Raw genomic sequence first — 22,914 nt, forward strand, 5'->3', positions numbered from 1 at the left:
GGGCCGGAATCATGTGGCACCTGTGGGCGCTGGAACTTCCGTGGCTGGAGCCGGAGGCAGCGCTGACTGCATGGGGGAACGCGCCATGGTGTGCTTTCCTGGATAGCGGCGGCCCTGTTGACGCACGAAGCCGGTGGAAAATTCTGGGCGTGCACCCAAAGCATACGGTGTTTGTAGTGAACGGTCTTCTGCACAAAGATGGTGCTGTGCAGGCAGAAAGTTCACCGCAGGCCGTGTTTTCTGCTCTGCGGCACGCTCTACCAGCCCAGCCGCAGGGCGCACGCCATCGCCCTTATGACCTACCGTTCTATGGTGGGTATATCGGGTTTTTTGACTATCATTTTGGAATGCAGTGTGAGGCGGTGCCCTCTCGGCATGTAAAACATGACCAACCAGACTGTGCTTTTGGCTTTTATGAGCAGGTATTTGTTTGGGATAGGCTGGAAAAAAGAGCTTTTCTTGCCGGTTTTTCAGATAATGCAGAATCTAAGTTAGAAACCCTAAGATTATATCAGGAATTATGGAATACGGTTGGGTGTGCCGATACGCCTGCACGCGTGCCCCGCCTTGTCTTTACACCGGACCAGACAAGAGTAGCCTATTGTGCGGCTGTTAAACGGGCAAAACAGTATATTGCGGCGGGAGATATTTTTCAGGTTAACATAACCGGACGATATGCCGCCGAGAGCGAGGAGCCGCTTGACGATTTAACGCTCTACAGGGCCTTGCGTCATGCTGCGCCTGCGCCTTTTGCTGCGTATCTCCGGTGTGGTGAGGCGTATGCTTTGCACTCCACATCCCCAGAGCGTTTTCTGCAACTTGATGCGCAGCGTTACACCTGTTCCCGCCCGATAAAAGGCACGGCCCCGCGCGGTAAAACCGATGAGGAAGACAGAGTTTTTGCGCAGTCTCTGGCTGTAGACGAAAAAGAGTGTTCCGAAAACCTGATGATTGTTGACCTGATGCGCAATGATATAGGGCGCGTTGCAGAAATTGGCAGTGTAACGGTGCCGGAGTTCTTAAAGGTGGAGCGCTTTGCCCATGTGCACCATCTGGTGTCAGAGGTGCGCGGCAAGCTTGCGGAGGGGCAGGATGTTTTTGACCTTTTGCAGGCAACCCTCCCACCGGGCTCTGTGACCGGTGCACCCAAACACCGCGCCATGCAGATTATTGATGAACTGGAAGCCTCTGCCCGTGGCGCTTACTGTGGCAGCATTGTTTGCATAGGCGTGGAAGGGCAGATGGAAAGTTCAGTGATTATCCGCACCGTTGTCCGGCACGGCAACAGCCTGCATATCGCTGCGGGAGGGGGCATAACAGCACTTTCTGACCCCGATAAGGAGTATGCGGAAATGTGCCTAAAAATAGCGCCGCTTCTGGCGGTATTTGGGCAAGAGCTATGACATCGGTTGTCTGGTTTAATGGGCGAATTTGTCCGGCAGAACAGGCCCGGATTGACGTGGCGGACCGTGGTCTGACGTTGGGGGATGGCCTGTTTGAAACACTCCGCGTGCATGAGGGCAGGGTGCTCCGGCTGCCCCTTCATGCTGCACGGCTGCAAAATGGTGGTGCAGTGCTGCAATTGCCTGTGCCGACATTTGCGGAAATGGCGCAGGCTACGCAAGAGCTTCTGGCCGCAACAGGGTTACAGAGCGGTTCCATGCGCCTTACCGTAACGCGCGGTGTGGGTGTGCGTGGCTTGTTGCCACCCACGCATGCTGAACCAACTGTTGTTGTGACCGCAACGGAAGGGGCCCCTACGGTCGCAACTGTTAGCCTGATGACCAGTCGGCTTATCCGGCAGGATGAGCAGTCTCCCTTATGCCGCATGAAAAGCCTTAATTATCTGCCGCATATTCTGGCCCGGCAGGAAGCCGCGCGTGCCGGGGCGGATGAAGCCTTGCTGCTCAACACGCAAGGGCGTGTTGCAGAAACGACCATCAGTACGGTTGTTGTGCAGCAGAGCGGCAACTTTATGACACCACCAGTAAGCGAGGGAGCGTTGCCGGGTGTCGCCCGAGCCGTGCTTTTTCAGGCGGGTTTGATAGAGGAGCAGCCTCTTGCTCCGGCCGCGTTGTCGGTGGCAGAAGCAGTCTATTTAATCAATAGTCTTGGGGTAAGGTGTGTAACCTCTCTGGACGGGCACCCTCTCCCTCTCAATAAAACCGGAGCTAGGTGTTTGTGTCAGGCGCTGGCAGTGCCGCTGGAAAAATAAGGAACTTCCTTGAGGTTCTGTCGTTGGGGTTATGACAGTTCTGATTTTTGTTAAGGAAGCAGATAGCATGGCTTTACGTGTTCAAACTCTCGTTCTTGGTACGGCACTGCTGCTTGCACCGGGCTTTGCTCTGGCGCAGGAACAGCAGACCCCAACAGCAGATTCAGCCGCCGCACAGGTTGGTAAGTCCCCCAAGGCGGCTCTGGATGAAAACGGCAAGCGCATAGAGCCGTCTGAAAAACTCTGGAACAATCCTCGCACAAAAGCAGAGCAGCCCGGTACGCAGCCGCCGTCCAACGCAGTGCCAGCAAACACGACGCCGACCTCTGGCGAAGCGCTGAAGGCTCCTCATGCGTATCAGCCCGGCAAACACAAAACAGGCCACCACAAGAAGCAGAGCGTCACCTCCCCGCATGAAGGCGCGAAAAGCGACTGAGTAAGTCCGGCCCTCTGCCCTCAGAGAGCCTGCTGAAAAGCCGCTCCGTTTATCCTGTCACGACGCAGTTTTGTGTCCTGGCAGGGAACGGGCGGCTTTTTTTTGTGCGCGTGTGCCTGCTTGTCCCTGCGATCGTGAATCTGACATGCAGCGTCATGGCTTGCCCCATGCGGTATTAAGGCTCAATCGTAACGTGACAAGTTGAAGGGCGGCTGCGCTCCCCTGTGTGCGCCAACGCTCATGCACACTAAGGAGTTAAGCACGTTATGCTGGTGAAAGCCCCCGCTAACCAAGCAACCCCCACGCAACAGGCCGGAGAGTACGACCTACGGCAAATCGATTGCGACCCCAATTTCTGGTACCCCGTTGCATGGTCTCATAAGGTCAGGCCGGGTAAGGCGTTTGCAGCCCGTTATGCAGGGCACCCTATAGCGCTTATTCGCCCTGAAAACGGGCCGGTTTATGCGCTGGAAGATCGGTGTGCACACCGGCAGGTGCCCCTAAGCAAAGGCCTTGTGGAAGGTGACTGCATAAAGTGCTGCTATCACGGTTGGGCGTTTGACCGTGCAGGCAAATGCGTGACGGTGCCTTACCTGAACCGGGAGGATGTTGGCCGACCAGTCCGGGCTTATCCCTGCCGTGAAAAATCAGGTCTTATCTTCATTTTCCCCGGTGATCCTGCGTTGGCGGAGAGTGTGCCCGTTCCCAAAATCGCGCAGGTCGGGAATCCAGACTACAAAACACGGCATTTCAGCCCACGGTTGAAGTGCCATTACACTTTCATGCACGAAAACCTGATGGATATGAATCATCAGTTCCTGCATCGCCGCCAGATGGGGTCCATCACCGCGCGTTTTCTGGGGCAGAGTAAGGGCGAAAATTTTCTGGAAGCCCGGTACAGCTTTGCCCGTAAAGGCGGCAATCAGCCACTGGCTGAGGCGCTGATTTTCGGCAAGCACCATGATGACGGGCGGGAGCAGCCTGTGGAGGAAGTGGTGTCCGTCCGTACCACCTATCCGTACCAGACCTTAAAAATTCACGACAAGGATGGTGATCTGATCATGGACCTGTGGGTGGCCTATGTGCCGCTGGGGGCGGACCAGTTGGGCACCCAGACCTTCGGGCTTCTGTCAGTTAAAAAGCCAAAATGGGGCTTTTTGCTGGATCTGGCATGGCCTGCGCTGGGGCTGTTCACCCACCGCATTTTTGAAGAAGACCGTGAAATTGTGGAGCTTGAGCAAAAAGCATGGCGTGAGCTTGGGGGCGACCGCAACATAGAAGTCTTTCCCATTATGAAGTCCCTGCGTGCACTTCTGGCGCGAGAGGGTGTGCCTAACAAGGCCGCCAAGCCTGTGCATAAAAGCTGAAACCATAGTTTCACTTGCATAAAGCCGTAAAAACGGCCATACGGGCCTCGCTTGGCCCAGGCCGGGACGACGCACGCGAAGCCTTTACACCTCTGGTGTCCTGCAAAACAGGGCAGCGCTTCGCGGAGGATTAACCAGAATGGTAGGATTTACGCCCGATGGCGATGCCCGATTTCACACTGCGCCAGCTGCTTGAAGCTGGTGTTCACTTTGGTCACCACACACGCCGCTGGAACCCGCGCATGGCGCCGTACCTGTTCGGTGTGCGTAACCAGGTTCACATTATCGACCTGCAGCAGACCGTTGGTATGCTGGACCGCGCCCTTCAGGCTATCCGTAACACGGTAGCTGGCGGTGGCCGCGTTCTGTTCGTTGGCACCAAGCGCGCTGCTGCTGACCCGATTGCTGAAGCTGCAAAACGCTGCGGCCAGTATTATGTGAACCACCGTTGGCTGGGCGGCATGCTCACCAACTGGAAAACCATTACGGGTTCCATCAAGCGTCTGCGCCAGATTGAAGAAATGCTGGACGGCGGCACGTCTGGTCTGACCAAGAAAGAAATTCTTGAGCTGACCCGCGACCGTGACAAACTGGAACGCTCACTCGGTGGGATCAAGGAAATGGGCGGTCTGCCCGACATCCTGTTCATCATCGACACCAACAAAGAAAAGCTGGCCGTTGAAGAAGCCAACAAACTGGGTATCCCGGTTGTGGCCATTCTCGACAGCAACTCTGACCCCAAGGGTGTAACCTTCCCAGTTCCGGGTAACGATGACGCCATCCGCGCTATCTCCCTGTACTGTGACCTGGTTTCTTCCTCTGTTCTCGACGGTATTTCCGCAGAACTGGGTGCATCCGGTCAGGACTTTGGTGCGTCTGAAGAACTGCCTGTTGACCCGGCTCTGGAAATTGCAGCTTCTGCTCCTGCAGAAGAAGCTCCGGCCGCAGGCTGATACTGACTGGGGCAGGTGGGTATCATGCTCGCCTGCTTTCAGCTGAGATATGTGCCTGCGCGCAGGCATGATTACGGTGCGCGCCCCCTCAGGGCGCGTTCTGGTTTTTAAGGAGTGACAGACATGGCGGCCATTACCGCTGCATTGGTTAAGGAACTGCGCGAAAAAACTGGCGCAGGCATGATGGACTGCAAAAAAGCCCTCAACGAAGCCAACGGCGAAATTGAAGGTGCCATTGACTGGCTGCGCACCAAGGGTCTGGCTGCTGCTGCCAAAAAATCCGGCCGTACGGCTGCTGAAGGTCTGGTAGGCGTTGCGTCTGAAGACAAAAAAGCAGCTATGGTTGAAGTCAACGCTGAAACCGACTTCGTTGCCCGTAACGAAGCGTTCCAGAACTTCGTTGAAGCCGTTGCTCAGGTTGCGCTCAAGGTTGGTGAAGACCTTGAAGCCATTAAAGCTGCAACACTGGCCAGCGGCCGCACGGTTGCTGACGAACTGACACACCTGATTGCTACCATCGGTGAAAACATGTCCCTGCGTCGCGCACGGGTGTTCACTGTACCGTCTGGCGTTGTGGCAACTTACGTGCACGGCGCACTGCGTCCGGGCCTTGGTAAAATTGGCGTTCTGGCTGCTATTGAAGCACCGTCTGCCAATGAAGCTATCGAGCAGCTGGGCCGTCAGGTTGGTATGCATGTTGCTGCAACCCGTCCGTCCTCTCTCGATGTTTCCAGCCTGAATCAGGAAGAAGTTGAGCGTGAACGCGCTGTTCTGATTGAACAGGCTCGTGACTCCGGCAAGCCTGAAGCGATCATTGAAAAAATGATCGAAGGCCGTATCCGCAAGTTCTATGAAGAAGTTGTTCTTCTGGAGCAGGTCTGGGTGCATGACGGTGAAAACCGTGTTAAAACCGTTCTGGAAAAAGCTGGCGTCAAGCTGGTTGGTTTCGACCGCTTCCAGCTTGGTGAAGGCATTGAAAAAGAAGCTGACGACTTTGCTGCTGAAGTTGCAAAAGTGTCCGGCGTCTGATTTTTCAGGCTGATCGCTGACTAATGGACAAGGGCGGGACATCCCAAGACTGGGAGGCTCCCGCCCTTGTGCTTTCTACCTTCCCGTTAGGGGAGACAAATGCCCGCGTGCATGTGCTGACAGAAGAGCACGGACTGTTGCACGGGGTTGCATACGGTGCCCGTTCCCGCGCAGGGAGTGCCCTGTGGCAACCGGGCAATGTCGTTAAAGTCCGTTTCCAAATTCGGTCTGCCGGAGCCATGCCGCGCCTGTCTGGTGAGCTGCTCTACGGGTCCAGCTTTCGCTTGCTTGACACTCCCCTTGCTCTTTCCATGTTGCAATCCGTTTGCGTGCTGGCGGATACGGCTTTGCCGGAAGGTGAGCCATGCCCGGCACTATTTGCCAAAACGCTCAAGCTTCTGACTTTTCTGGGTATTGATCCGCCATTATCCGAACGTGAAGGTCTGCCACAGGTCGTCCGATGGGAGATGGCGCTTCTGGCAGACCTCGGCTTCGGGCTGAACATGTCTTGTTGCGCCGTAACGGGGGCCACAACCGGGCTACGCTATATCTCTCCGCGTACAGGTCGCGCGGTTACAGATGAAGGTGCCGGGGAGTGGAAAGACCGCCTTCTCCCGCTGCCCGCTTTTCTGCTGAGTGATCAGGATGTCGGCACCATGGCGGACTGGCTGGCGGGCTTACAGCTTACCAGATATTTTCTGGTGCGGGATGCCTACGGGCAGCGCCATGCCCCACTTCCTGCTGCGCGGGAGCGGCTGGAGGCCCGGGTTATGCGGGTAATAGAGGGGGGAGCAGCAGACCGACCCGGCTCCCGTGAGTGCCTCGCCTGAAAGCTGAGTTCTAGACCGGGACAAGATGCTGTTTATGTAGCCATTTTTCGGCCAAAAGCGACCATGCCGTGCCTTTGTAAGGCTCGTTCAGGCTAAAGCCGTGCCCGCCTGTTTCCAGAAGATAGCGCGTAACAGGCACATGGTGCTGCACACAGGCCTGCTGTAAAATTTCGGTCTGGGGGGCTTTGGCAATGCGGTCGTCTGCCGCATGGACCAGGAAAAACGGTGGGCTTTTGTCTGTAACATAGGTTTGCACGGACCATGCTTCCGCCTCAGCTTCCGTAGGGTGAGCGCCCACCATGCTGCGCCGTGTCTGGGTTGTGTCATACGGGGGGCAAAGTGTTACCACAGGGTAGGCCAGCATGGCGTAGCGGACCGTAAGTGGCAGGTGGTCAACCTCATCAACCGGTGTGTAGGTTTGCCATGTAGGGCGTGTGGCGCACATGCCCATCAGGTGTCCCCCGGCAGAAAACCCCAGTAAGCCAAGTTGGTCAGGGTTTATGCCGTACTGGTGAGCGTTGGATTTTATCAGCCTGATAGCGCGTTGTGCATCCTGAAAAGGGGCAAGCCGTCCAGCATGCCACCCCTCGTCTGGCAAGCGATAGGTCAGCACAAACACGGTGATACCGAGCGCGGTAAGCCACGCTGTGGCGGGCACGGCCTCATGCCGCATGACAATCTGCCGGTAGCCGCCCCCTGCCGCAAGCAGAATGGCGCTGCCATTGGGCTTCTCGGGCCGATACACTTGCAGCACGGGTGTTGAGATATGGGAGATGGACCCGTGAGATGTCACATACAATGCCTGGTCCGCCGGGCCACCTCCGCCGGGCGGCACGTTTGGCCAAAGCTTGAGTGTTAAGGGGGCGTCCGCCACATCTGGTTGAGGAAGAGAGGACGCGTAACCCGTAGAAGCAAGCACTGCGGAGCAGGATGCTGTAGCCAGAAAAGTACGGCGGGTGCACAGAGGCATGGCTATTCCTGAAACGAGAAACAACATCCAGCCTAGCAGGCTTTGAAGCGTGAAACAGGAGTTATCATCACGCTGCAAGTCCCCCCATTATCACGTTGTCGAGGTGAGGTTATGGGGTGTGACCGAAAGGGGGCGTTAAGACGGGTTGTTGAAAGCTGGTATAAGCTCAGTTGCCGGTTTCAACTTGCGTCCAGCCGTTACGGTACATGCAGTCCTTGACCAGAATACGGCGCTGGCTTGCGTTCGTATCACTGGAGGAATAGCTTGTATTCTTCGTGTTATATTTCTTGCTGAACGATGTGTATTTCCCGGTAATTTCGGTATTGGGCGGCAAATCTCTCAGCGCCTGCGCCTTGCATTGGGTCTCGGCTATATCTTCCTGGTGTAAGTCAGCGCCAGGTTTGACCCACTGATAGCTGGTGCAGCCCGTCAGACTGAGGGATGCCAATAGTAATACAAAAATATGTTTCATGGTGCTCAATCTACAATCGGGTAACGGTTTACTGCCCATATTCCGGTAATTCGGGCGGACGCAAGAGCATAGCAGACGTCGTGTCAAAAATGCAGAGCTTGGCAAGCTTGAAAGAGCACATGGTCTTGCATGTGCCAGATGTTTGTTCAGGCGCGGGCGTTGGGGCTAGAACAAAACGACATCAAACGCTATGTGTGACCGTTGGGCATTAAGAGACACACGGTCCGGGAGCAGGAAATGAGCGACACCCTTGAAGGCCACGTAGAAGAGACCAAGCTGGCGGATGCGCTCAGCGAGCGGTATCTGGCTTATGCGTTATCTACCATCATGTCTCGCTCCCTGCCGGACGTGCGGGACGGGCTTAAGCCCGTGCACCGCAGGCTTGTTTATGCCATGCACCAACTCAAGCTGGACCCGACCTCAGGTTTCAAAAAATGCGCCCGTGTGGTGGGTGACGTTATTGGTAAGTTCCATCCCCACGGTGATGCCTCGGTTTATGAAGCGCTGGTGCGTCTGGCGCAGGACTTTGCAGCCCGTTATCCGCTTGTGGAAGGGCAGGGTAACTTTGGCTCTATTGATGGCGATAACGCCGCCGCAATGCGTTATACCGAAGCCCGCCTGACCGAAGTTGCCCGCGCCCTGCTGGACGGCATTGAAGATGATGCTGTTGACTTCCGCCCCACTTACGATGGGGAGGAGCAGGAACCTGTTGTTTTGCCTGCCGCGTTCCCCAATCTGCTAGCCAATGGTGCAGCGGGTATTGCCGTGGGTATGGCCACCAGCATCCCGCCTCATAACGCGGCTGAGGTGTGTGCAGCCGCAGCTTTGCTGGTGCGTAAGCCCCAGAGCACAACGGCAGACCTGCTAGCACTTATGCCGGGGCCGGATTTCCCGACCGGTGGCCTGATTGTTGAGGATGAAGACGCCATTCTGCGGGCTTATGAAACAGGCCGCGGTGGTTTTCGGATGCGTGCCCGCTGGCAGGTTGAGCAGGGCCGGTTTGGAACCTGGCAGATTGTGGTTACGGAAATTCCGTACCAGGTGCAGAAGTCCCGCCTGATTGAACAAGTGGCAGATCTGCTTGAACTGAAAAAACTTCCCCTGCTTGGTGATATCCGTGATGAAAGTACGGACGAAATTCGTCTGGTGCTTGAACCCAAGACCCGCGGTATTGAACCAGAAGTGTTGATGGAAACACTCTACCGCGCCACCCAGCTTGAAAGCCGTTTTGGCTTGAATATGAACGTGCTTGGGCCAAACCGGACACCCGGCGTCATGGGCTTGAAAGCCGTGTTGCAGGCGTGGCTGGACCATAGGCACGAAGTGCTGGAACGCCGTAGCCGCCACAGGCTGGATGCGGTGGAACGCCGCCTTGAAATTCTGGCAGGCTTTCTGGCGGTCTATCTTAATCTGGATGAAGTCATCCGCATCATCCGGGAAGAGGATGATGCCAAAGCCAGCCTGATGCAGACCTTTACCCTCTCCGACCTTCAGGCTGAGTCCGTACTGAACATGCGCCTGCGGAGCCTGCGCCGGTTGGAAGAGCTGGAAATTCGGAAAGAGCACGACAAACTCTCCGCTGAGCGTGACGAGCTTTTGAAATTGCTGGCAGACCCTAAACTGCGCTGGAACCGCATCGGCCGGGAACTGGATGGCATGGTCAAACAGTTTGGAGCAGGCAAGCTGGGGCAGCGCCGCAGCACCTTACAGTCTGCGCCCGAACCGGTTGATATTTCCGTTATTGAAACAGTTGAGCGTGAACCCATTACCGTTATCCTCTCCCAGAATGGTTGGGTCAGGGCGGTCAAGGGCCATAGCGTTGACCTTGAAAACCAGAAGTTCAAGGAAGGGGATGGCCTGAAACTGGCGATCCCGTGCCAGACAACCGACAAACTCTGCTTTTTTGGCACAGATGGCCGCGCCTTTACCCTGAAAGCCGGAGACCTGCCGCGTGGGCGGGGTGATGGCCAGCCGGTTCGGCTGCTGTTTGATTTGTCGAACGATGAAGATCTGGTCGCCGTTTTTGCCATCAAGGAAGGGGCCAAGCGCCTTATTGCATCCAGCGCTGGACGCGGCATGTTGGTAGAAGAAGAGGCCATGGTGGCGGAAAAGCGGTCAGGCCGTCAGGTGCTGAACCTCAAGGAAGGTGAGTTCGCCCGCGTCTGTAGTCCTGCGGAGGGCGATCAGGTGGCCGTGGTGGGCGATAACCGTCGTTTCCTGATTTTCCCTCTGGACCAGTTGCCGGTTATGACCCGCGGTCTGGGCGTGGCCTTGCAAAAATATGTAGGGGGAGACGGCCTGCGTATGGCCGTTGTGTTCTCGGCGCAGGAAGGATTGTTGTGGCCGGGGGCGGTACGCGTGCGCCAGTTTGCAGACCTGCAGGACTGGGTCGGGCGGCGGGCCTCCATGGGGCGTTCGGCTCCACCGTGGGCAACCAAGAAAGCCTGATTTTTATCAAGAGGCATTGGGCGGCAGCGCCCGTGCCTCTTGTGGTATTCGGGAAAAGTCACCCGTCACGGTGTATTTTTAGAGCCGGCACTGCTTACAGAGCTTGGCTTGCCCTGTAAGAGGGGCGTTATGGCAATTTCAATTCTCCCGACCATTTCTCTGGCAGAGTCCGAGCTTGAGGTGACGTATATTCTGGCCTCCGGTCCGGGCGGGCAGAACGTCAATAAAGTGGCAACAGCGGCACAGTTGCGGTTTGACGTTGTGCGCTCACCGTCTCTTCCGGAGCGGGTAAGGGCGCGTTTACTGCAAATTGCGGGCAGCCGTCTGACGCGTGACGGGGTGATTGTCATTACTGCGCGGCGTTTCAGAACCCAGATCCGCAATCGTGAGGACGCGATAGAACGACTGGCGGACCTGATACGGGAGGCAGCCCACAGGCCCGCTTTCCGTGTGGCAACCAGACCGGGCCGGGCGGCCAAACAACGCCGGTTGGATGGCAAAGCCCACCGGGCCGGTATAAAGCGGAACCGCTCCGTGCGTCACGATGACTGAGGGGCTGGCGGGTTAAAGGCGTTAAGGTGCCTTGTTGCTATCTGCCTGTGCCGGAGGGGGCTGAGGCACGAGTTGGCGTGATGTCGCCTCCTGCTCCTTAGCGTGCCGGGCGTCTGCTATTTTTTTAAGAACATGGCTTTTCGCCTTGAAAAGAGCGGCTATCAAAATGCGGTCTGCGCCGGTTTTGCGCACAACCAGCCTAATATGCGGTGGGAGCAGATCCACCACCTTGTCTGCCAGTTTGCCAATAATGAGTTCGTCGGTCAGCAAGCCTAACAAAGGTGAGGTTGCAATGGCTGTGATGGCCTTTTCAATATATGGCCAGTATTTCTCAAGAATTTTGGCTTCTTTTACTGAGAGGGCTTTATTTTTTAGAAACTGATAGGCCTGTTTATAATCTGTGTTGGTATAATAGGTCTTGACCACATCCTTTGTTGTGCGGGCTTTATCCGACACAAAAGAAGCGCCCTTTACAATCAGGTTTTTGGCTTTGTCTTTTTTTGAGGGCAGAAACAACTGTTTATCAGGCATGGACTAAAGACTTTCAAAACACGCAGGTTGGTTTGAGAGGCATCCTGCGTTGCAGACTACTCTGCCTCCAGAGGGGGGTGCTCAGGGTCTAACGTATGCCAGGTGCCATGGTTGAGAATTTCAGCAGGCCGATAACGGGATTTATAGGTCATTTTCGCGCTGCCACGGACCCAGTACCCAAGATACAGATAGGGCAGGCCCAGCAGTTTTGTTTTTTCAATAAGGGCCAAAATGGCAAAGCTCCCCAGTGAGCGCTCGGGCGCGTCTGGTTCGTAAAAGCTGTAAACGGCTGACAGGCCATCTTCCAACCGGTCAACCAGACTTACGGCCATCAGGCGATTATCGGGCGTGTGGAATGTGACCAGCATGGTCTGCACGGGGGTGTCTTCCACCATGGCGCGATAGTCTTCGGCCGTCATGGCTGCCATTTCGCCTTCTGCATGGCGGGCGGCCTGATAACGGGCAAACAGTGCATAGTGCTCAGGCGTAGCATGGGCGGGAACAAGCGTTGCGCGCAGGTCTATATTCCGGCGCACGGTGCGTTTTTGGGTGCGGTCCGGGGTAAAATGGTTGACGGGCAACCGGATGGGAATGCAGGCCATACAGCTTTCGCACATGGGGGCATAAGCCAGAGTATGGCTACGGCGGAAGCCTACACGGGACAGACGGCTATGCAGGGCATCGGCCTCTGGCACGGCAAGGTCTGCAATAACCTTGCGCTCTACCCGGTCAGGGAGATACGGGCAGGGTTGCGGCGCTGTTGTGTAAAAAAACTGCGAATGGCGCAGTGAGGAAACCATGCATCCTGTCCAGCAAGAAAAAGGCAAACTCTGGTGCGGTTGATCTGTGCCCTAAAAGCGAAAGGCTGAAAAACCGGCCTGCCCAGTTTGCACCATAGGGCAAGGTTAGGCCCTATGGTGCAAATGCGCAGGCGCTACGGGCCAGTATAACGTATTTCAGGACAGCAGGGTTATACGCCGTAAGTTTCTTTGATCTTTTCTGCGGCTTCAATGGCAAAATAGGTCAGAACACCGTGTGCTCCGGCGCGGCGGAAGGCGAGCAGGCTTTCCATAATAGCGCGGTCACGGTCCAGCCAGCCGTTCTGAATGGCGGCCATGAGCATGGCGTACTCACCAGACACCTGATAGGCGAAGGTCGGGACGGCAAATGTGTCCCGCACCCGGCGAATAATATCAAGGTAAGGCATGCCGGGTTTGACCATGACCATGTCAGCCCCTTCGGCAATATCCATCTCAACTTCGCGCAGGGCTTCGTCGCTGTTGGCGGGGTCCATCTGGTAGGTTTTCTTGTCCCCCTTCAGCATGGAGCCTGAGCCCAGAGCATCACGGAACGGGCCGTAGAACGCGCTGGCATATTTGGCCGCGTAGGACATGATGCGCGTGTTGACCAGGTCATTATCATCCAGCGCCATGCGCATGGTGCCAATCCGGCCATCCATCATGTCTGACGGAGCAATAATGTCTACCCCGGCAGCGGCCTGATTAACGGCCTGCTGGGTCAGGATCACCACGGACTCATCGTTCTGCACGTAGTCATCACGGACAATGCCGTCATGGCCGTGGCTGGTGTAGGGGTCCAGCGCCACATCGCCAATCAGCCCGACATTGGGGAATTCTTTTTTCAGAAGGCGGGCGGCCCGGCACATCAGGTTGTCCGGGTTCAGGGCTTCCGTGCCCTCCGCGTCCCGCACCTCGGTCGGGGTGACGGGAAAGAGCGCTACCGCCGGAATACCCAGTTTGGCGGCAGGTTCAACATGGGCGGCCAGCCGGTCCAGCGTAACCCGCAATGCGCCGGGCATGGAGGCAACTTCAGTTACGGTGTTTGTGCCTTCCGTAAAGAAAATTGGCCAGATGAGGTTGTTGATGCCCAAACTGTTTTCAGCAACCAGACGGCGCGTAAAGTCGTCAAACCGGTTGCGGCGGGGGCGGGTCAATGGGAAACGACCAGCCTTCATGGGCGCGATCTCCTTGCGTGTCAGCTGCCTGATGTGCCGCGCAAGGAAAAGCGGCGTGCATCAGGGCGGGAGCTGACGGGGTGAATACTAAGCCGAGTATGCGCCCCTTGCCGTGTTATGCAACCCCGCCCGCAAGATGGCAGATCAGCCCTCTGGCTGCTGGGCCAGTTTGCTGTGGTAACGGCCATACGCCATGTAAATAACCATGCCGATGGCAAGCCAAATGACAAGCCGAACCCATGTCAGTGTGTCCAGAGCCACCATGACCGAACCACAGGAGAGAATACCCAGTATCGGGATGATGTTGCCGCCCGGCACCCGGAAGGCGCGTTTGGCGTCTGGCGCTTTGCGGCGCAGCACCATCACGCCAGCACACACCAGCACAAAGGCCAGCAAGGTCCCGATGGAGGTCATGTGCCCAAGGTCGGAAATGGGCAGGAACGCGCTGAGCAAGCAAGTAATGAGCATAAAGAACAGGTTGGACAGCCACGGGGTCTGGTAGCGTGGGTGGGTCTTGCTGAACATGGGGGGCAGGAGGCCATCCCGTGACATGGCAAAAAACACGCGGCTTTGGCCGAGCAGCAGCCCCATGAGTACGGATGTAAACCCGCAAATAATGCCGATTTTGATGGCCAGTTGCAGCCAGGGGAAAGGAGTGTGGTTAATGGCGGTTGCTACAGGTGCGGCATCCCCCACCATGTCCTTGTAATTGACCAGACCAGTCATGACGTAGGAGAAGCCGACATAGGCCAGCGTACACACCACAAGGCTCCCCAGAATGCCAATAGGCATGTCGCGCGCCGGGTTTTTGGTCTCCTGCGCCGTGGTGGACACAGCATCAAACCCGACATAGGCAAAAAAGATTGTGCCAGCAGCCCGCATGATGCCCGACCAGCCAAAATGGCCAAATGTGCCATCGTTGGGGGGGATAAAGGGATGGTAGTTGCTGGGGTTGATGTAGGAAAAACCAAACCCGATAAATGCCGCAATAATCAGCAGCTTGATGGTGACAATCACGCTGTTGACAATGGCAGACTGCGTAATGCCGCGAATAAGGATCATGGAGACAAAGCAGATGACCACCGCGGCTGGCAGGTTGACCAGACCGGAGGCCATGCTGCCATCGGGCATCATCACTGTCTCAAACGGTGAGGCCGTGAAGCGTGGGGGCAGCACCAAGCCCCAGGAGTCGAGTAGGGATACCACATAGCGGGACCAGCTTACCGCTACCGTGGCGGCCCCCACCGCATATTCCAGCACCAGATCCCAGCCTATAATCCAGGCCACCAGTTCACCCAGCGTTACATAGGCGTAGGTGTACGCGCTGCCTGCAATGGGGATCATGCTGGCAAGTTCACTGTAGCACAGGCCTGCGAATCCGCAGGCAATGGCGGCTACCAGAAAAGACAGGACAACGGCAGGACCGGCATTTTCTGATGCGGCAATGCCGGTTAATGAAAACAGACCTGCCCCGATAGTTGTGCCTACACCCAAAGCTATGAGACTGCCCGGACCCAACACGCGCTTGAGGCCAAGCTTGGTTTCCAGCTTATCCAACGGCATACAGCGCGTGAACGGTGAGGCTGCGGAGGAGGCAGGCCTTTGCGACATTAAATTTTTCTCCTGTCAGAACCACGACGAAAACGGTAAAGGAGCGTCGTGGTGGTCTTGCTCTTATAGAGAGGGTAGAGTGCCCTTCGACGCAAGATGTGTTTTTAACGTAATGAAATCTGGCCGGGTGTCCATCAGGGCGGCACCATGGGCTGGTGAGTTGTAAAACCAAGGGAGCTCCTGATGAGCCAGACGGATCTGGATCGTTTTTTTCACGCACCGGTTACAGACGTTGATCCGGATGTTGCGGCCGCTCTGGCCAGCGAGCTGAAGCGCCAGCAGGACGGAATTGAACTGATTGCCAGTGAAAACATGGTGTCAGAAGCCGTGTTGCAGGCACAGGGCAGCGTACTGACCAACAAATATGCCGAAGGCTATGCAGGCCGCCGTTACTACGGTGGGTGCTCTGAGGTGGACAAGGTTGAAGTGCTCGCCATTGAGCGTGTCAAAACCCTGTTTGGCGCAGCGTTTGCCAACGTGCAGCCGCACTCTGGCGCAAATGCCAACCAGGCTGCCTTCATGGCGTTGGCAAAGCCGGGCGATACCATTCTGGGCATGAGCCTTGCTGCGGGTGGCCACCTGACACACGGTGCGGCTCCCAACTATTCCGGCAAGTGGTTTAATGCAGTTCAGTACGGTGTGCGCCGTGAAGATGGGCTGCTTGACTACGAAGAAATGGAACAGCTTGCCCGCGACAATAAACCGACCCTGATTGTGGCCGGTGGGTCTGCTTACCCGCGCGTTATCGACTTTGCCCGCTTCCGCCGCATTGCCGATGAAGTTGGGGCGGCCCTTATGGTGGACATGGCGCATTTTGCTGGTCTGGTTGCAGCTGGCCTGTACCCCAACCCGCTTGAGTATGCGGACATTGTGACCTCCACCACGCACAAAACTCTGCGTGGCCCCCGTGGCGGTCTGATCCTGACCAACAATGAAGCGTTGGCCAAGAAGATCAATTCTGCCGTGTTCCCCGGCCTTCAGGGTGGCCCGCTGATGCATGTTATTGCCGGTAAGGCCGTAGCCTTCGGTGAAGCTCTGCGTCCGGAGTTCAAAGAGTATCAAAAAGCCGTTAAGACCAACGCCAATGTGCTGGCAGAAGTTCTGGTTGAACGCGGGTTTGATATCGTGACCGGCGGTACGGATTCTCACCTGCTTCTGGTTGACCTGCGCCCTAAAAAGGTGACTGGTAAAGCGGCTGAACAGGCGCTGGAACGCGCTGGCATTACCGCCAATAAAAACGCCATTCCGTTTGACCCGGAAAAGCCTGCCATTACCTCTGGTATTCGGCTGGGTAGCCCGGCAGCAACGGCACGGGGTTTCCGTGAGGCAGAATTCCGCGCCATTGGTGAAATGATTGACGAAGTGCTGACCGCTCTTGCTGCCTCCGGCGGTGAAGGGGATGCCAAGGTTGAAAATGAAGTGCATGAACGCGTGAAAGCGCTGTGCGCCCGTTTCCCAATCTACACAAAATAACACCAGCCCAGTGTGCTGGTGGGAAGGAAGGGGAAGGCTTAGGCCTTCCCCTTTTTTTGTGCCAAAGCGGCAGGCATGGAACCGTAGGGGAGAGGCGCAGACATAAAAAATTGCCAGAGACTATAAAATCATAAGAAACACGCCACGCTCCCGCCGGAATTGCTGACTACTTCGTTTGGCATCGTAACAAAGTTATCAGAGAGAGCAGGTGGTGAGTGGAAAACAGGATATCGGCAGCTTTGCCTGCCTTTGCAGGCCGTAATCCCGGCATAGACCTGCTGCGCGGCGTGGCTATTATTCTGGTGGTCATACACCATCTGGCCTTGCGTATTCCGCTCTCTAAAACAGGTTTGGCAGAGTATGTGCCGCTCCTGCTGTTAAAAGCCCTCAGTTGGGATGGTGGCAAAGCGGTAAAGCTGTTTTTTGTTATTTCCGGCTTTCTGATTACGGACCATACCCTCCGCCGCTGGGGGAGTTTAGGCAGCATGCAGGCGCGTCCTTTTATGGCGCGGCGTTTCTGCCGTCTTATGCCATGCCTGTTAGTGCTTTTGGCCGTGCTCTCTGTTTTTAAACTGGCAGGCCTGCCGGATTTTCAGTTCCATCATCCGGAACAATCCTTATCACGAGCGGTTTTTTCAGTCTTTTTCATGCATCTGAACCTGTATGAAACTTTGACCGGCTATTTGCCTCCTAATTGGGATGTCTTGTGGTCGCTCTCGGTCGAGGAAGTGTTTTACACGGCTTTCCCGCTGGTTTGTCTGGTGTTGGCCCGCTGGCCCTCTGTTCTGGGTATCGTGTTTGCCTGTTTGGCATTGGCACTGCCATATGCCGAATGGCTGATCCGGGATGCCAAGGATATCTGGCAGGATGAAGCTTATGGTCCGGGTTTATGCAGTATTGCCATGGGTGTTTGCGCTGCTTTGGTAGCGCATAAGTTTCCTCTCTCTGCCCAGAGCCGCACCGCGCAGTGCATGGGTGTGCTGGGCAGTATAGGCGTTGGGCTATATCTGCTCGGTGGTCCTAGTGTGTCGAGTGTTTTGGGGTACTACTGCGCCCCGCTATTTTATACGCTGAGTTGTGCCGCCCTCCTGCTGGCGTTTCAGGCTGGCTGGGGATGTGCGGCGGTTATGCGGCTTCCGGCATGGCCCCGGCGCTGGGGACAGATGAGTTACGAAATTTATCTCAGCCATATGTTTATTGTCATGCCTGCGGTGCATGGTTTCAAGGCAACCGGGCAGAACTGGCAACTGGGTTGGGTCTGGTTTTTTCCAGTTTTGCTCTGCGCGTATTATCTTGGGCTTGCTGTTGAGCGCTTTCTCTCCCGCCCTGCGGATAGAGCACTGCAACGCCTGTTCAGGCTTCGGCAGGTCGCCCCAGTCTGACGGCCGTATGCCCGCGCATGGGGCGGAGGTTAGGCATAACTAGCAGGCAGTTATCGTAAGGGGTGCGGATCTCCTCCGCGCCATCAATGGCCAGCACAGTCCCTTTTTTGGGAATAATGTCGCCGCTGCAAAACGGCTTTATAAAGGTAAACCGTGCGGTATGCGCCTGCACACAATGGGTGACCGTGGCCGTGCGTGGCAGTCTTGGGCTGGGCAGCACGGTAAGGTCGGGTTGCGGTGTAATGACGCCTGCCTGCTGTAAAAACAGGCAGGCGGTTGTGTAAGCAACCAAACGGCTGTTGGGTAGCCAATGCTGCCCGGCTTCCAGAAGGCAGGCGGTGGCGCGGGTGCGGTTAGAGGCAAAATGCACATGGTCTATTAAACGTGGGCCGGTCTCATGGCCCGCATCCTGCACAACCCACGGCGTGCCCGGTTGAAACGCTGAAAGCGCTTTGGCGTGCGCCAGACTTTTTGTGGTCAGACCACTCAGCAGCACCGGCGGGGCGGGCCAGAGCATTGAATGAATATCCAGCAGCATGTCCGCTGTTTCTATAATCGGGCTGATGGCCCGCACACGCTCCATTTCCAGAGATGTATGACCCGAGCGCACTAACTCCGGGCACCACAGGCGGTTCATATCCTCCTCTACAAAGCGGGAGAGGGTGGGGCGCTCCGGGTCAAAGCGGGCGAAGGCTTGCAGGTTGAGGAAAATAAGGCTCAGGCGGCCGCGTACGGGGCGAACTGAGCGGCTCAAAAGGGTGTCGAGCACCCAAGCACCGGCATATTCGTTACCATGCATCAGGGCCGTGATAACGGCGTGCGGGCCGGGCTGAGAGGCCTCAAAATGATGCACACCCGCTATACCGCAATTGCCATCTGCCCAGCGGGTAATGTCGGGTGGTGGCAGGGTAATGTCAAAATGCGGCAGTGGCTGCCGTGGTGGCGGAAGAACTTCGGAAAGGGTGCGCACCCGCACGCTGCCTCGTTCGGCTTCAGGGCGGCGGAATGCGCAACTCATGTGCCCGCAAGCCTGAGTGTCGTATTTGAAATGCTGGCAGAGCAGGAGAGAAACACACCCATCAGGCCATCACTATGATCTGGCTTTTCAGGGTGTGCAATCCCTTGGTGCAGGCCCGTGAGGGATTGTGATAACATCCAAAGACCGGCTGCTACCTTCAAACGTGGCGGGTGCGCGCAGCTCCGATGGCACGGCTATTTTCTGGATTTGGCTTTCTTGTCATCAAGAAGTGTTGGCAAAGCCTGTTCTTCCGTCAGAATACGAAGTTTGACCTCTGCTCCCACCTCAATCTGCCTGATTTTTTTACGGTCCGTCATGCTGCACAGTGTCAGTGCGGTACCGCTTTTGCCCCCGCGCCCGGTGCGGCCAATGCGGTGCAGGTAAATATCAGGCTGTTCGGGTGGCTCAAGGTTAATAACCGTGCGAACATCCGGCACGTCCAGCCCGCGTGCAGCAATATCGGTCGCGACCAGAATAGGGGTGCGACCTGCGGTAAAACTTGCCACCGTTGCGTTGCGCTGCGCCTGTGTCAGGTCTCCATGCAAGGGGGCTGCGGCCATACGAATTCTGCGCAGGCTGTTGGCAAGCTGGTCAGCATCCGCTTTGGTTTTCGTAAAAATAATGGTGCGGCTGGTACGGTCACGGTTAAAAAAGGCTTTCAGGAAGTCAAACCGCTGGGTGGGTTCAATAAAGAACACGCCTTGCCGGATAGGGCCGCGTTTTTCAGGGGCCTTTTCAACCCGAATTTCCACTGGTTTATGCAGGAGTTTTTGCAACAGCGGCGTAAGAGCCTTTGGCAGCGTTGCAGAGAAAAGCAGCGTTTGCCGTTCTTCTGGCAGGCTTTCAATCAGCGTAGCGCTTTCTTCAAAAAATTCCGGTGCAAACAGGCGGTCGCCTTCATCCAGCACCACGCGGGTGCAGGTCGCGGGGTCAAGTTCGCCCAGATGCACAAAATCCAGCAGGCGGCCGGGGGTGGCAATCAGCACGCGGGGGCCGTTGTGGTTCAGGCTGGCCGCCTGCTGCTCACGGTCTCCGCCGCCATACAGCGTGATAATGCCCGGCGTGCCAGATTTGTGGCGGGTATTTTTAGGGTCCAGCCCCAGACAGGTACGGAAAACCCCGGCAACCTGCAAAACCAGTTCACGCGTGGGCACCATAATCAGCACATCATGCGCGCGGCGTACGCTCATAAGATGGTGCAGAAGGGGTAGGGCATAGGCGGCAGTTTTCCCCGTGCCGGTAGGCGCTATGGCCAGAACATCCTTCCCTTCCAGTACGGCGGGAATGGCCTGTTCCTGAATGGGGGTGGGGGTGGCCATACCTGCCTGTGCTGCATGAGCACATAAGGACGGCAGAAGGCCCATTGCCTCGAAGCTGTTGGACATGCTGATTTTATCCGCCTTGACCGGGGTGAAAAACTGGCTTTGCATAGCGGCATAATGGCACGCTGCCCAGAGGGCATTGTGCCGCACACACGCATGAAAAGCGGGGAATTGCGCCATATGGCTGACCTTTTATATGCGGGAATGTCACAGGTTTCAAATTCTGTAGCATCCGGTGGCCAGCCTGTTCCTGCCCTTGTGGTGGGGGAAGACTTTGCCGGTATGCGCTCTCAGGCGCTTGGGCTGGCGGAGCGGGCCGGGTGGCAGGGGGGCTTTCATTCTGTCAGGCCATCCCGTCTGGCCCGCTTGGCACTTCGGGGGCCAAAGCTGCTGCACCCCCCGTTTTTGCAGGATCTGACTGGCCAGTCTTTGCAGAGTGCTGCGGACCAGGCGCGGGTTGTTATGAGTATTGGGGGCAAGGGCGGTGCTGTAGGCGCTGCCCTGCGCACGGCGTCCCGCCCTGTGGTGCAGATACAAAACCCCCGGCAACCATTATCCCGGTTTGATCTGATTATTGCCTGTGTGCATGACGAGATAGCGGGTGGGAATGTGCTGCTTGGGCGCACGGCCCTGCACGGCCTGACCCCTGACGTTTTGGCGCAGGCCAGAGCGGAGTGGGCACCACGTTTTGCACATTTGCCCAGACCCTTGATTGCTGGCCTTGTTGGCGGGGCGAACGGACGCTTTGAACTGGGTGAGAAGGAAGCTGCCAGATTAGGTGTTATTCTGGCAGATGCCACCAGACGGCAGGGCGGCAGCCTGATTGTAACGCCCTCTCGCCGCACAGCCCTCGCTGCGCAGGAAATTCTGAAAGACGTTGTAGATGCCGTTGGCGGCACGGTGTGGGATGGGACGGGGGATAACCCCTACAAGGGGCTGATTGCCTGCGCTGACCATCTTGTGGTGACCATTGACAGTGTGTCCATGGTGTCAGAGGCCGTGGCTGGACATGCTCCGGTTTCCGTGTTTCCGCTTCCCGGTAAGTCCCGCCGTATTACCCGCTTTATTCAGGAACTGGAGCAGGCCGGGCGTGTGCGGGTGCTCACAGAGCATTCGAAGTTTGAAAAACTGGAGCCGTGGCCTGTTGAGCCGCTGGACGATACGCCGGACCTTGTGGCGGAAATGCATAGGCGGCTGGGGTTTTAGCCCTCCGGCCGGAGGGGCGGCGTCACACCCAGATTGTGCCGAGTAAAATAACAGTGCCCACAATCAGGGCGGCCACGTGGCGCATGACGTGTTCAGGGGAATCCGGCGGCAGTGTCAGGTAATATTGAAAGCAGTAAAACAGCAGCCCGCACCCGATAAGCGCCAGCACAATCCGTGTAACAGGAATGGAGGACAGACCTCTGGGGTCGAGCTGCATGGTATTCCCTTTACTCGCCTACAAAGTGAGATGCGGCATAGCCCTGTGCAAATAACGCCGTGCGCAGGGATGTATGGTTGATCTGGGCCGTAATAGCCTGCCGGACAATGGGTTTTGCAAAAAAGGCTAGGCCTAGACCAGCAGCCTTCAGCATAGGCAGGTCGTTTGCACCATCACCAATAGCCAGCGTTTGTTCCGGGGCAAGGCGATGCTGCTGGGCAAGAGTGGTGAGCAGTTCCAGTTTGGTGTCTGGTCCCAAAATGGGGTGGCCGGTCCGACCAGTCAGGAAACCCTGTTCTGCCAACAGAGTATTGGCGTGGTTTGTCTGAAAACCGCACAGTTCCGCCACGCGGCTGGTGAAAAAAGTGAAGCCTCCAGAAACAAGCGCTGTGTAGGCCCCATTGGCCCGCATGGTTTGCACCAGAGTTCTTGCCCCTTCATTCAGCGTCACATCCTGCCATGCTTTTTCAAGCAGGGAGTCTGGAAGGCCTTTCAGTAGAGCGACACGTTCTTTGAGAGCCGTTGCAAAATCAAGCTCGCCATTCATGGAGCGCGCCGTGATGGCGGCAATTTTCTCACCAATGCCCGCATGAGTTGCCAGATCGTCCAGCGTCTCGTTGTCGACAATCGTGCTGTCCATGTCCGACACCAACAGCAGTTTGCGTCGGGCTGCCTGATGTGTCAGGACCGCATCAACCGCTTTTCCTGCCAGTGCATCCAGCAAGGCCGGCAGGCGGCTGGCTGCATCAGCGTTGCAAGGCAGGTCCACCGCTTCTTCTGGGGATAGAACGGTGTGGGGGTGAGTGCTTTCCATGCACTCGCGTGCCAAAGCAATCGTGGCGGCATCAAGGGTGGTGGTGTCGCGTTGCGCGACAAGGGTCAGAACGAGGCTCATCATTTTTAAAGG

Annotated in this window: 22 protein-coding genes; 12 read left to right on the forward strand and 10 right to left on the reverse strand. The window is 56.6% G+C overall.

Annotated elements, in window-relative coordinates:
* Positions 1-11 precede the first annotated feature (11 nt).
* From pabB to recO, 7 genes are all read left to right on the forward strand, one after another.
* A complete protein-coding gene (gene pabB, locus Abci_RS04530) occupies positions 12-1,403 on the forward strand; it encodes an aminodeoxychorismate synthase component I (RefSeq protein WP_048837972.1) in 1,392 nt (463 codons plus the stop codon).
* Positions 1,400-2,215: an aminotransferase class IV gene (locus Abci_RS04535; RefSeq protein ID WP_048837973.1), complete on the forward strand. Its 816-nt coding sequence runs from the start codon at positions 1,400-1,402 to the stop codon at positions 2,213-2,215. Before pabB ends, Abci_RS04535 begins: the two co-directional genes overlap by 4 nt.
* A 67-nt stretch (positions 2,216-2,282) precedes the next feature.
* Positions 2,283-2,651 (forward strand): hypothetical protein, encoded by a 369-nt coding sequence (locus Abci_RS04540; RefSeq protein ID WP_146806726.1) that lies wholly within the window; start codon positions 2,283-2,285, stop codon positions 2,649-2,651.
* A gap of 266 nt (positions 2,652-2,917) precedes the next feature.
* On the forward strand, positions 2,918-4,018 hold the full coding sequence (locus tag Abci_RS04545) for a Rieske 2Fe-2S domain-containing protein (RefSeq protein WP_048837974.1): 1,101 nt from the start codon (positions 2,918-2,920) through the stop codon (positions 4,016-4,018).
* Positions 4,019-4,176: 158 nt separating this feature from the next.
* A complete protein-coding gene (gene rpsB, locus Abci_RS04550) occupies positions 4,177-4,971 on the forward strand; it encodes a 30S ribosomal protein S2 (RefSeq protein WP_048837975.1) in 795 nt (264 codons plus the stop codon).
* A 123-nt stretch (positions 4,972-5,094) separates the two neighbouring features.
* Positions 5,095-6,000 (forward strand): translation elongation factor Ts, encoded by a 906-nt coding sequence (gene tsf / locus Abci_RS04555; RefSeq protein ID WP_048837976.1) that lies wholly within the window; start codon positions 5,095-5,097, stop codon positions 5,998-6,000.
* A 23-nt stretch (positions 6,001-6,023) separates the two neighbouring features.
* On the forward strand, positions 6,024-6,830 hold the full coding sequence (recO, locus tag Abci_RS04560; RefSeq protein WP_048837977.1) for a DNA repair protein RecO: 807 nt from the start codon (positions 6,024-6,026) through the stop codon (positions 6,828-6,830).
* 10 nt (positions 6,831-6,840) lie between these two features.
* Here the strand turns inward: recO and Abci_RS04565 are convergent, their stop codons facing one another.
* Both Abci_RS04565 and Abci_RS04570 read right to left on the reverse strand, forming a co-directional pair.
* On the reverse strand, positions 6,841-7,800 hold the full coding sequence (locus tag Abci_RS04565) for an alpha/beta hydrolase (RefSeq protein WP_048837978.1): 960 nt from the start codon (positions 7,798-7,800) through the stop codon (positions 6,841-6,843).
* A 166-nt stretch (positions 7,801-7,966) separates the two neighbouring features.
* Complete coding sequence (locus tag Abci_RS04570; RefSeq protein ID WP_048837979.1) at positions 7,967-8,272, reverse strand: lipoprotein; 306 nt, start codon at positions 8,270-8,272, stop codon at positions 7,967-7,969.
* 237 nt (positions 8,273-8,509) lie between these two features.
* Between Abci_RS04570 and parC the strand changes: the two genes are divergently transcribed.
* Together parC and arfB are read left to right on the forward strand one after the other, a co-directional pair.
* Positions 8,510-10,720, forward strand: a complete 2,211-nt coding sequence (gene parC / locus Abci_RS04575; RefSeq protein WP_048837980.1) for a DNA topoisomerase IV subunit A — start codon at positions 8,510-8,512, stop codon at positions 10,718-10,720.
* A 129-nt stretch (positions 10,721-10,849) separates the two neighbouring features.
* Positions 10,850-11,272 (forward strand): alternative ribosome rescue aminoacyl-tRNA hydrolase ArfB, encoded by a 423-nt coding sequence (gene arfB, locus Abci_RS04580; protein ID WP_048837981.1) that lies wholly within the window; start codon positions 10,850-10,852, stop codon positions 11,270-11,272.
* Positions 11,273-11,293: 21 nt separating this feature from the next.
* On the opposite strand, the gene Abci_RS04585 is transcribed toward arfB, so the two are convergent.
* The 4 genes from Abci_RS04585 to Abci_RS04600 all read right to left on the reverse strand — a co-directional run bounded on the left by Abci_RS04585 (position 11,294) and on the right by Abci_RS04600 (position 15,389).
* Entirely contained in the window at positions 11,294-11,803 is a 510-nt protein-coding gene (locus tag Abci_RS04585) for a hypothetical protein (RefSeq protein ID WP_052944770.1), read from the reverse strand.
* A gap of 56 nt (positions 11,804-11,859) precedes the next feature.
* Positions 11,860-12,603 carry an arginyltransferase gene (locus tag Abci_RS04590; protein WP_048837982.1) on the reverse strand — a complete coding sequence of 248 codons (744 nt, stop codon included), beginning with the start codon at positions 12,601-12,603 and terminating at the stop codon, positions 11,860-11,862.
* Positions 12,604-12,773: 170 nt separating this feature from the next.
* The gene (gene hemB / locus Abci_RS04595; RefSeq protein ID WP_048837983.1) at positions 12,774-13,778 is read right to left on the reverse strand and encodes a porphobilinogen synthase; all 1,005 of its coding nucleotides are present in this window, start codon (positions 13,776-13,778) and stop codon (positions 12,774-12,776) included.
* A 144-nt stretch (positions 13,779-13,922) separates the two neighbouring features.
* Positions 13,923-15,389, reverse strand: coding sequence for an amino acid permease (locus Abci_RS04600; RefSeq protein ID WP_048837984.1), 1,467 nt, complete (start codon positions 15,387-15,389; stop codon positions 13,923-13,925).
* Positions 15,390-15,572: 183 nt separating this feature from the next.
* Here Abci_RS04600 and glyA point away from each other — a divergent pair, with 183 nt between their 5' ends.
* Together glyA and Abci_RS04610 are read left to right on the forward strand one after the other, a co-directional pair.
* Positions 15,573-16,862, forward strand: a complete 1,290-nt coding sequence (gene glyA / locus Abci_RS04605; RefSeq protein WP_048837985.1) for a serine hydroxymethyltransferase — start codon at positions 15,573-15,575, stop codon at positions 16,860-16,862.
* A 239-nt stretch (positions 16,863-17,101) separates the two neighbouring features.
* On the forward strand, positions 17,102-18,244 hold the full coding sequence (locus tag Abci_RS04610) for an acyltransferase family protein (RefSeq protein ID WP_048837986.1): 1,143 nt from the start codon (positions 17,102-17,104) through the stop codon (positions 18,242-18,244).
* On the opposite strand, the gene Abci_RS04615 is transcribed toward Abci_RS04610, so the two are convergent.
* Together Abci_RS04615 and Abci_RS04620 are read right to left on the reverse strand one after the other, a co-directional pair.
* On the reverse strand, positions 18,216-19,262 hold the full coding sequence (locus Abci_RS04615; RefSeq protein ID WP_052944771.1) for a M14 family metallopeptidase: 1,047 nt from the start codon (positions 19,260-19,262) through the stop codon (positions 18,216-18,218). The genes Abci_RS04610 and Abci_RS04615 overlap by 29 nt on opposite strands.
* A 194-nt stretch (positions 19,263-19,456) precedes the next feature.
* Positions 19,457-20,764 (reverse strand): DEAD/DEAH box helicase, encoded by a 1,308-nt coding sequence (locus Abci_RS04620; protein ID WP_244877585.1) that lies wholly within the window; start codon positions 20,762-20,764, stop codon positions 19,457-19,459.
* On the opposite strand from Abci_RS04620, the gene Abci_RS04625 reads away from it, so the two are divergent.
* Complete coding sequence (locus Abci_RS04625; RefSeq protein ID WP_084597539.1) at positions 20,765-21,790, forward strand: mitochondrial fission ELM1 family protein; 1,026 nt, start codon at positions 20,765-20,767, stop codon at positions 21,788-21,790.
* A 22-nt stretch (positions 21,791-21,812) separates the two neighbouring features.
* Here Abci_RS04625 and Abci_RS04630 read toward each other — a convergent pair whose 3' ends face one another.
* Positions 21,813-22,007 (reverse strand): hypothetical protein, encoded by a 195-nt coding sequence (locus Abci_RS04630; RefSeq protein ID WP_048837987.1) that lies wholly within the window; start codon positions 22,005-22,007, stop codon positions 21,813-21,815.
* A gap of 10 nt (positions 22,008-22,017) precedes the next feature.
* Positions 22,018-22,905 (reverse strand): phosphoserine phosphatase SerB, encoded by an 888-nt coding sequence (gene serB, locus Abci_RS04635; RefSeq protein WP_048837988.1) that lies wholly within the window; start codon positions 22,903-22,905, stop codon positions 22,018-22,020.
* Positions 22,906-22,914: the final 9 nt, after the last annotated feature.

This window comes from Acetobacter cibinongensis, assembly GCF_000963925.1.
GTDB classification, from domain to species: Bacteria; Pseudomonadota; Alphaproteobacteria; order Acetobacterales; family Acetobacteraceae; genus Acetobacter; species Acetobacter cibinongensis.